Below are 10,267 nucleotides of genomic sequence, written 5' to 3' on the forward strand. Positions count from 1 at the left end.
GAATTGAAAAGGCTGTTATAGGAAATAGACTTGGAGATATTGCTGCTGCTGTTCAAAAACATGCAGAAGATAATGGATATTCTGTAGTAAGAGAATTTGTTGGACATGGTATTGGTCAAGAAATGCATGAAGATCCACAAGTCCTTCATTATGGAAAGGCAGGTCGTGGTCTTAGAATTCAAGAAGGAATGGTATTTACTATAGAACCAATGATAAATATGGGTAAAAAAGAACTTACTATAGATGATAATGGTTGGACAGCGAGGACAAAAGATGGTTCTCTTTCTGCGCAATATGAACATCAAATAGCTATTACAAAAGATGGACCAATAATAATCACTGATCAAGGCGATTGTTGATAAATGAGGGAAGTCAATTTATTAAAGGGCAATATTTTTTCTGCTCTATTAAAAATGGCTCTGCCTTTAATGGGAACTGCCTTTGTTCAAATGGCATATTCCCTAGTGGATCTGATGTGGTTAGGAAGGCTTTCTACTAATGCAGTTGCTGCTGTGGGAGCTTGTTCTTTTTTGGTATGGATAGCACAAGCTATAACTCTTGTAGCTAAGACTGGAGTTTCTGTTGGACTTTCACAATCTTATGGAAGAAATGATGAAGATACTTCAAAAAAAGTTTGGATAGCTGGTTTTATTTTAAATTTAATCTTGTGTATAAGTTTAATGCTTATATATATAAGTATGAGATATAAAATTATTGGATTTTATAAGCTTGAAGAATCTGTCCACACAATGGCAACTGATTATCTCTTAATAGTAAGCTGCGGACTTATATTTACATTTTTAAATCCAATTATGTCAGCTGCTTTTTTTGCTAAGGGAAATTCTATTACACCTTTTAAAATTTCAATAATTTCTCTTTTAATAAATTTAATTTTGGACCCTTTTCTAATCTTTGGAATTTTCTTTTTTCCAAATCTTGGAATAAAGGGAGCTGCTTTAGCTACTGTTCTCGCACAAATGATAGCAAGTTTTTTGTATCTCTATGTGGGAATTCAAAATAGAGAAATTTTTGTAAGAACTAATTATTTCAAAATTCCAGAAATATCACATTTTAAATCTATTTTAAATTTGGGTTTACCTGCATGTTTACAATCTATGATTCATGCAATGGTTAGTATGATTTTAAATAGGTATACGGCAAGTTATGGAGCAATTTATGTAGCAGTTTATTCTATTGGTTCTCAGATAGAATCAATATCTTGGATGACAACTGATGGATTTTCTGTTGCATTTTCTGCTTTCTTTGGACAAAATTTTGGTGCAAAGAATTTTGATAGGCTTCGTGATGGAAGGAAAGAAGCTATGAAAATAGTAAATATAATTGGAATTTTTTCTAGCTTGCTATTATTTTTCTTTGCAGAAAAATTATTTACACTATTTATTCCAGGGGATCCTATGGCAATATTAAAGGGAATAGATTATTTAAAAATTGTATCTATTTCAGAATATTTTATGACACTTGAGATAGGAACAACAGGTATGTTAAATGGTCTTGGACTTACAAAATATCCAGCTTTAAATGCTATGATATTAAATATTTCAAGATTACCTATGGCACTTATTTTAATGCCAATTTTTGATGTAAATGGAGTATGGATGGCAATGAGCTTATCATCTGTATTAAAGGGAATATTTTTAACTATAGCTTATTATTATTTGCGTAAAAAGACAGATGGCTTTAGAATTAATATGAGAAGTTACGTATGAAAGGAGACAAATAAATGTTAAAACAATTTGAAAAACCTGCACTTGGTGAAAAAATTGCAGTACTTAAAACTAATAAAGGTGATATAAAAATTAGATTATTTGAAGAAGCAGCACCACTTGCTGTTGAAAACTTCATTTCACTTATAGAAGATAAATATTACGATGGAATTATTTTTCATAGAGTTATAGAAAACTTTATGATCCAAGGCGGTGACCCAAGTGGAACTGGTCGTGGCGGCGAAAGTAAGTGGAAAAAAGCTTTTAAAGATGAATTTAATTTAAATTTTAGAAATTTTAGAGGAGCACTTTCTATGGCAAATGCTGGACCAAATACTAATGGTTCACAATTCTTTATAGTCCAAGGAGATAAAATTTCTCCTGATTTAATTGATCAAATGAAAGATGCAGGAGAAGAAAATGGTTATCCAAAAGAAATAGTAGATGCTTATGAAGAGTTTGGCGGAGCATTTTGGCTAGATGGAAAGCATACTGTTTTTGGACAAGTTTTTGAAGGCATGGATGTAGTAGATGATATTGCAAAGACAAGAGTAGGATTTATGGATAAACCTGTTAACGATATTGTAATAGAAGAAGCTCTTGTTGAAGAATATAAGGGATAAAAATAATGCATCAATATAGAGGAAGAATGATTTTACACACTGGTTCAATGTTTTCAGGTAAGACTAGCTCTCTTGAGAAAGATTTAAAAAGATTTTCAATTGCAAATTATAAGGTAGTTGCCTTTAAGCCCCTTGTAGACAAGAGATATGCAAAAAATGAAATAGTTACTCACGATAAGGTGAGTCTTGAAGCGCTTGAAATTGAATCAATTACAGAAATTTTAGACTATGCAAAAAAGAATTCTCCACAAGTTATTGGCATAGATGAAGTGCAATTTTTATGCGATTCTCCAGAAATTGTATTGGAAAATTTGGAGAAAATTCTTGAGATGGGAATAACTATAGTCCTCGCAGGCTTAGATATGGACTATATGGGTCAGCCTTTTGAAATTGTAAAAGAAATAATGCCTAAGGTTGATTATTTAAATAAACATCATGCAGTTTGCAAGAGATGTGGTACTGATGCTTGGGTATCTCATAGAAAAATAAAGAGCGACAAAAGAGTAGAACTTGGAGCAGTAGAAGAATACGAACCACTTTGTCGAAATTGTTATAGAGAAGCAAGAGCTGAAGATAAATTAAAAGAAAATCAAGAAAAATTTTTATAAGACTATTGACAACCTCTAATCATTTGATTACAATTTAAGTAAATGATTAGAGGTGATTTTTTTTGACTCCAAGGGAAAAAGAGATAATAAATCTACTAAAGAAAAACCCAAAAAATAGTCACAGCAAGAGATAGCTGATGAGTTAAATATTACAAGGTCTGGAGTTTCCACTCATATAAATAATTTGATGAGCTCAGGTCACATCTTGGGAAGAGGTTATATTTTAAGAGAAGACAGTTATGTTGCAATATTAGGTGGCTGCAATATGGATATAACAGGATCTTGTTTTGACAATTTAAAAGAAAGAGATTCTAACCCAGGTAGTATTGAATATTCTAGTGGAGGAGTTGCTAGAAATATTTGCGAAAATTTAGCAAGGCTTGGTATAAATACCAGTCTTTTATCAGTTGTAGGAAAAGACGATGCTGGTAAAAATATTTTAAGTGAACTTGATAGGATTAATGTAGATAGCTCAAAAATTTTAATAAGTGAAGGAATAACTCCACACTATCTTGCTATATTAGACGAAACGAGAGATATGTATGTTGCAATTTCTGATATGGATCTAATAAAAAATATTGACGAAAATTATGTTGAAAAAAATAGAAAGATAATTGAAAATTCAGAATTTACAATAATGGATACAAATTTAGAAGAGAAAACTCTAGATTATGTCCTAAAAAATGTAAAAGCTAAATTTTTAGTAGATGGTGTTTCTACAAAAAAAGTTATAAAAATAAAAAATCTTTTAGAAAAAATTTATTTTTTAAAAGTAAATATTTATGAAGCACAGGCTTTATCAGATTTAAATACAGATGACGTTGAAAAACTTGGAGCAGATTTAATAAATAAGGGTTTAAAAAGTCTTGTTATAACAGCAGGAAATAAAGGTTCTTATTATTTTGAAAAAGATTTTAAAATTTTTAGAAGGGCCAAGGAAGTTAAAGTTGTCAGTGCCAGTGGTGCTGGTGATGCCTTTATGTCAGGTTATGCCTATGGACTTTATAATGATTTTGATGTCGAAAAACGTATGTCTTCAGCGGAAGCTGCTGCTAGGATCACCCTAAAAAGTGTAAATTCTTGTTCAAAGGAAATGAATGAAAATAATTTAAAAGGAGAAATTTATGATAAATAATGAAATGTTAAAAAAATATGTAGAATACAGTGATGAAGTTAAAAAAGCAATGGAAGAAGGCAAAGCTGTTGTTGCTCTTGAATCAACAATAATTTCTCATGGAATGCCTTATCCACAAAATATAGAAACTGCTAAAGCTTGTGAAGAAATAATTAGAAAAAAATGGTGCTGTACCAGCAACAACTGCTATAATCGGTGGAAAAATTAAGATTGGACTAAATGAAGAAGAGTTAGAATTTATGGCAACTTCAAAAGATATTATTAAAGCATCAAGAAGAGATTTTGCTTATATTGTTTCCAGAGGACTTAATGGAGCTACAACAGTTGCATCAACAATTATTGCATCAAGACTTGCAGGGATTAAAATTTTTGTCACAGGTGGACTTGGTGGAGTTCACAGACATGCTGAAACAACTTTTGATATTTCAAGAGACCTTGAAGAACTTGCATCAAATGATATTATGATAGTTTGTGCTGGTTGCAAATCAATTTTAGATATTGGTCTTACTCTTGAATATCTTGAAACTAAGGGAGTTCCAGTGTTTGGATATCAAACTGATTCTATGCCAGCATTCTTTACAAGAAAAAGTGAATTTAAAGTTGATTATAATATTAAAAATCCTAAAGAAGCAGCAGAAGCAGCAAAAACTCAATGGGATCTTGGTTTGACTGGAGGAATTCTTCTTACAAATCCTATTCCAGAAAAAGATTCAATGGACGAAGAAAAAATTAATAAAGCAATAGAGGAAGCTTTAAAAGAAGCAGAAGAAAAGGGGATTCATGGAAAAGAAACTACTCCTTTCTTACTTTCAAAAGTGCTTGAAGTAACAGAAGGAAAATCTCTTGAAGCAAATATTGCTCTTGTTAAAAATAATGCGAAATTAGGTGCTGAAGTTGCAAAATTCCTATACTAATTCAAAAAAAGTTTCTGAATCAAAAGTAATTTTCACTTATGGTGTCATGCCAACAGATTTAAATACTGGGGGCACACTTTATGGACCAAGGTTATTTGAGATTGCAGATCACAACTCTGGAACTTGTGCAATAAGACACACTAGGGGAAGAGTTGCCACAATTTCTTGTGATACACTCACTTTTTTAAAACCAATTAATGAAGGAGATTTTTTAACTGCAGAAACTTTTATATCAGGGGTAGGTAATACTTCTGTTGAAGTTTTTACAAAATTTACAAAAGAAGCACCAATGACAGGTGAGAATGAAGTGGCTGCCTTTTGTTTTTTAACTTTTAAATGTAAGGGAACTGAAGCAGGAAAAATTCCAGCTATTATTGGAGAAAGTCTTGAAGAGAAAAAAATAATTGAAGGATACGAAAACAGACGACAAATTAATAAAATTCGACAAAAAAATAATAATGAATTAAAAGAATTTCTAAAATAAAAAAGAACTGACTTCACTCAATTGGTTTAAATCCAATTTTGTGGTCAGTTCTTTTTATATACTTATTTTTTTGATATTAATCTAATTTTATAGATGAAAAAAGTCTTTTTGTATATTCATTTCTATTAGGATCTTTTAAATCTTCGGTCTTAAATAAATCAACTAATTCACCCTTAAAAAGGACCGCTATTCTGTCACATAAGTATGAAATAACATTTAAATCATGAGAAATAAATAGACAAGTAAAATTATACTCCTCTTGTAACGATTTTATTAGATTTAAAATTTGTGCTTGAATACTTACATCAAGTGCAGAAACACCTTCATCAATTATTAAAAATTCAGGATCAATTATAAGTGCCTGACCTATAGCAATTCTTTGTTTTTGTCCACCAGATAGACTACTTGGATATTGATTTAAAATATCTTCTTCTAACTCAATGTCTTTTAATACTTTTAAAACTTTTTCATTTTTTTCTTCTTCACTATAATTATTGTGAATATTTAAAATTTCCTTTAGCGAAAATCCAATTGTCTTTTTTGGATTTAAGGCAGAGTAGGGATTTTGGAAAACTACTTGAAGTTCTCTTCTGTAATTAAAAAGTTCTTCCTTTGAAAATTTTGAAATATCTTTGCCTTTAAAATAAATTTTGCCATCATTTTCTTTGACAAGTCTTAAAATAATATTAGCCAGTGTAGTTTTACCAGAACCACTTTCTCCAACAAGCCCAAATATTTCACCCTTATTAATAGAGAAATTTATATTTTTAAGAGCAACATTTTCTTTTTTTCTAAAAATTAGTGAAGAAGATTTATAGATTTTTCCAATATTTTCAACTTTTAATATCTCTTCCATTTTCATCTCCAAATAAATGACAATTTACTTTGTGTCCATTAAAATCTTTAGTTTCTGGAAATTTATTTTTACAAATATCCATTGTGTGATCGCACCTATCCCAAAAAGGACATCCATAGTTACTTCTATTTTTTAGAGCAGGAACTTTACCTCTAATGTTATAGAGTTTTTCGCCTCTCTTTTTATAAGAAGGAACGGCCTTAATAAGTGCCTTAGTATAGGGATGCATTGGATTTTTAATAAGTTCTTCAGTCGATGCTGATTCTACAATTCTTCCAGCATACATAACTAAAACTCTCTTTGAAATTCTCTCTATTAAATTTAAATCGTGAGAAATAAAAAGAATTGCTCCATTATAAAGCTTGCTAATATCTTTAAATAGTTCGATTATTTGTTTTCCAATATTGGCATCAAGAGCTGTAGTTGGTTCATCAGCTATTAAAACATAAGGATTAGCAATTAAACTCATTGCTATTACAATTCTTTGTTGCATTCCTCCAGATAATTCATGAGGATATTTGTTATAAACTGTCTCAGCATCTCTTAATCCACACTTTTCCATAGTTTCTAAAACTAGTTTTTTGTTTTTTTCTTTTGGAAAATCATAATGGATTTGAAGAACTTCTTCTATTTGTTTTCCAACTTTTTGTAGAGGATTAAGAGCTGATCCTGGTTCTTGAAAAATTGTTGAAATAGATCTTGCTCTATATTTTTGCCATTCTTCTTCAGAAATGTGTAAAACTTCTTTATCCTTTAATTTACATGATCCAGAAACTATGTGGGCATCTAAACTTTGAATTCCTAAAACAGTTTGAGTTGCAACAGTTTTTCCACAACCACTTTCTCCAACTAAACCTACAAAATCTTTTTCATAGAGGTCAAAACTAATGTGGTTTACAGCATTTTTTAATTCTCCATTTAATTTAAAAGCAACTGTAAGATCTTTTACTTCTAATAATTTGTTCATCCTTTTTTCTCCTTAAGTCTTTTGTTTCTAAAGTTTTCTCCAAATAATGTAAAACCTAGTACTAAAAGAGAAAGATTAACTCCAGAAAATATAAAATACCAAGGTGCTTGTGAAAAATATGATTGAGATTCTTTTAGCATTCTGCCCCAAGATGGGTGAGGTGGGCGAACTCCAAGTCCTAAATAGGAAAGTCCAGCCTCAGATAAAATTGCAGCAGATATTGATAAAATAATTGCAACCATGAGTTGATTTTTTATATTTGGAAAAATATGATTTTTTGCTATATAAAAGGGACTCGCACCTTTTACTATAGCTGATTTTACAAAAACAGCTTCTTTAACTTGTAAAAAACCACTTCGCACGACTCTTGCAAAATAAGGAATTGACATAGTACCAATTGCTATTATTGTGTTCATAATTCCTGCACCAAATACAAAAACTAGCATCATTGCAAATAATATACCAGGAAATGCCATAAGAGAATCTATAAATCTCATTAAGACTTCATCAACATTTCCCCCAAAATATCCAGCAGATCCACCAATAATAGATCCAAATATTAGGGCAAAAAACACTGTTCCAAAAGAAAGTAAAACTGTAATTTTTGTTCCTTCCATAATTCTAGATAAAATATCTCTTCCCATATTGTCTGTGCCAAAAAGATGTGCTAGGGAAGGAGCAAGAAATTTATCATTTGTCACAATTTCATTGGGATCATAGGGAGTCCAGAAAATTGAGATCACAAAAACTAAAAGATATACTAATAAAATTATTTTTCCTATTTTTATTGAAAGTTTATTTTCTCTTATCATATTAACCCCTTATCCTTGGATCAACTATTCTGTAAAGAATATCCACAATTAGATTTATGATTATAACCATAAAAGCAACAGCAAAAACAACTGATTGAATTAGAGGGAAATCTCTAGAAGAAATTGATTGAACAATTAAAGATCCTATACCAGGTAGAGAAAAAACATTTTCTACTATCAGGCTTCCTCCAACACTTGATGTAATGCTAATGCCAATTATTGTTATAACTGGGATAAGTGCATTTCTCAATACATGTTTATATAAAATATCCTTTAGCAAAAGTCCCTTCATCCTAGCAGTTCTTACATAATCTTTGTTTATCTCATCTAGAATTGCTGATTGCATATATCTAATAATAGTTGCAATGTTTGGTATAGCTATAGCTAATGATGGAAGGAAAAATTTATATAATTTTTGGGAAAAATTCCCACTCATTGCATTATAAGAAAGGGTATTGAACCAACCCAGTTTAACTGCAAATACATAAATAAGAAGAAAGGCAAGCCAAAAAGACGGAATTGAAATTCCAAGTTGGGTTATGGCTGTAATAATTGATGCATACCATTTATCAGATTTTGCAGTTATTTGTATTGAAAGTGGAATTGCAATTATAAGTGATAAGAATAGGGAAAAAAATGTTAAATATAAAGTTACGGGAAGTTTTTTAAAAAAAAGATCCTTTACAGGAACTTGATATTTTAAAGAAGTACCCATATTAAATTTTAATATATCCTTAATCCAATTTGCATATCTTACTAAAATAGGTTTATCAAGTCCCAGCTCTTTTTCAAGAGCTAGAACTTGAGCTTCATCCGCTTCTGTTCCTAAAATTATCTCTGCTGGATTGCCAGGTAAAACCTGAAATACAAAGAAAATTATTAGACTTACAAAAAATAATGTAAGAAAAAGGGATATAAGCTTTTTAAATAAAATTTTACTCATTTTCTAATTTTACATCCTCAAGGTTTAATTTTTGAATAGGGTATTGGTTAAGACCAGTTAGTCCTTTTCTTAGTGCTTGATTGTTATCTGGGTCAGCAATAAATACTGAAGCTGCTTCTTCTGCAAGAATTCTTTGAGCTTCTTTAATATTTGTTATGCCTTCTTCTTTTGTAGAAGCTTTTTCTGCATTTGCTATAGCTTTATCAAAGGCATCTGATTTGAAGTTAATATAGTTCTTTTCATTTTCTGAAGTATATCTTCCTAAAATTTGGATTGGATCAAGATAGCCAATGAATCCAACAACTGTTGCTTCATAATCTCTATCCTTATAAACTTTAGTAAGCCAAGTTGAAAATTCTATTGGGTCTATTGTAACTTCAACTCCTACATTATGAAGTTGTGCCTGAATAAGTTCTGCTGTATTCATGTGATATTTATAGTCACTAGGAACAGTCATCTTGAATTTAAGTCCATTTTCATAACCTGCTTCTTTTAATAGAGCCTTAGCTTTTTCAGCATCATGTGGATAATATTCGCCAAGATCTTCAAAATAATCTTTTAATGCTGGAGAAAAAGAAGAGAATAGTTTTGTTGCATTTCCTTCTGCAGCATTTTTAATTATTTCATCTCTGTCAATTGCATAATTAAGTGCTAGTCTTATATTTTTGTCTTGGAAAGGCTTAAAATCATTGTTTAAACCCATTACTTGAACTAAATTTTGTGGAAATCTTTCAATTGTACAAGCATCTTCAAGCTGATCAGCTTCTTCAGAAGAAATACGATCAGCTAAATCCAAGTCGCCACTTTGAAGTGCCATAATCATAGTTTGTCTGTCAGCAATTTTTATTACTTCAACATTTTCAAAGTGAGCTAAATGATCTTTTTTGTGATAATCTTCAAATTTCTTTAATTTAAGGCCTTCACCTGGAGTATAGGATTCAAACATATAAGGTCCAGTTCCTATAGGTTTTGTTCCATTATCTTTATAATCTTTTTCCACAATTGGTCTTAAAGTTAAATAGATAAAACCATTTTGTCTTTCTTTCAAATGAACTCTAATATTATATTCATCAATTACATCAATTTTATCGATGATTGAGAATTTTGTTGATAGAGGTTCCTTTGATGTTAAACCTGCCATAGCGTCGTAAGTATATAAAACATCTTCGGCGCTAAATTTTTTACCATCGTGGAAACTAAC

At 30.5% G+C, this 10,267-nt stretch carries 11 protein-coding genes and 1 pseudogene; 7 read left to right on the forward strand and 5 right to left on the reverse strand.

Going from position 1 to position 10,267, the window contains the following annotated elements:
* The 7 genes and pseudogenes from HGPT_RS01905 to HGPT_RS01935 form a co-directional block, all read left to right on the forward strand.
* Positions 1-359 (forward strand): M24 family metallopeptidase (locus tag HGPT_RS01905; protein ID WP_019138203.1); only part of this gene is annotated, 359 nt, incomplete at its 5' end.
* A 3-nt stretch (positions 360-362) separates the two neighbouring features.
* Positions 363-1,727, forward strand: a complete 1,365-nt coding sequence (locus HGPT_RS01910; RefSeq protein ID WP_019138204.1) for an MATE family efflux transporter — start codon at positions 363-365, stop codon at positions 1,725-1,727.
* Positions 1,728-1,741: 14 nt separating this feature from the next.
* Positions 1,742-2,347 carry a peptidylprolyl isomerase gene (locus tag HGPT_RS01915; RefSeq protein ID WP_019138205.1) on the forward strand — a complete coding sequence of 202 codons (606 nt, stop codon included), beginning with the start codon at positions 1,742-1,744 and terminating at the stop codon, positions 2,345-2,347.
* Between the two features lie 5 nt (positions 2,348-2,352).
* A complete protein-coding gene (locus tag HGPT_RS01920; protein WP_040542243.1) occupies positions 2,353-2,955 on the forward strand; it encodes a thymidine kinase in 603 nt (200 codons plus the stop codon).
* A gap of 265 nt (positions 2,956-3,220) precedes the next feature.
* A complete protein-coding gene (locus HGPT_RS01925) occupies positions 3,221-4,090 on the forward strand; it encodes a carbohydrate kinase family protein (RefSeq protein ID WP_245544077.1) in 870 nt (289 codons plus the stop codon).
* A pseudogene (locus HGPT_RS01930) lies at positions 4,080-5,004 on the forward strand (pseudouridine-5'-phosphate glycosidase). Before HGPT_RS01925 ends, HGPT_RS01930 begins: the two are co-directional and overlap by 11 nt.
* On the forward strand, positions 4,976-5,488 hold the full coding sequence (locus tag HGPT_RS01935; protein ID WP_245544078.1) for an acyl-CoA thioesterase: 513 nt from the start codon (positions 4,976-4,978) through the stop codon (positions 5,486-5,488). Before HGPT_RS01930 ends, HGPT_RS01935 begins: the two are co-directional and overlap by 29 nt.
* A 76-nt stretch (positions 5,489-5,564) precedes the next feature.
* Here HGPT_RS01935 and HGPT_RS01940 read toward each other — a convergent pair whose 3' ends face one another.
* From HGPT_RS01940 to HGPT_RS01960, 5 genes are all read right to left on the reverse strand, one after another.
* The gene (locus HGPT_RS01940; RefSeq protein ID WP_019138209.1) at positions 5,565-6,344 is read right to left on the reverse strand and encodes an ABC transporter ATP-binding protein; all 780 of its coding nucleotides are present in this window, start codon (positions 6,342-6,344) and stop codon (positions 5,565-5,567) included.
* Positions 6,322-7,311, reverse strand: a complete 990-nt coding sequence (locus HGPT_RS01945) for an ABC transporter ATP-binding protein (protein WP_019138210.1) — start codon at positions 7,309-7,311, stop codon at positions 6,322-6,324. Before HGPT_RS01945 ends, HGPT_RS01940 begins: the two co-directional genes overlap by 23 nt.
* Complete coding sequence (locus tag HGPT_RS01950) at positions 7,308-8,123, reverse strand: ABC transporter permease (protein WP_019138211.1); 816 nt, start codon at positions 8,121-8,123, stop codon at positions 7,308-7,310. The genes HGPT_RS01945 and HGPT_RS01950 overlap by 4 nt, the downstream gene beginning before the upstream one ends.
* Before the next feature lies 1 nt (position 8,124).
* Complete coding sequence (locus HGPT_RS01955; RefSeq protein ID WP_019138212.1) at positions 8,125-9,066, reverse strand: ABC transporter permease; 942 nt, start codon at positions 9,064-9,066, stop codon at positions 8,125-8,127.
* On the reverse strand, positions 9,059-10,267 hold a 1,209-nt coding region (locus HGPT_RS01960), incomplete at its 5' end, for an ABC transporter substrate-binding protein (protein WP_040542247.1). The genes HGPT_RS01955 and HGPT_RS01960, both read right to left, overlap by 8 nt.

The organism is Peptoniphilus timonensis JC401 (assembly GCF_000312025.1).
Lineage (GTDB): Bacteria > Bacillota > Clostridia > Tissierellales > Peptoniphilaceae > Peptoniphilus_A > Peptoniphilus_A timonensis.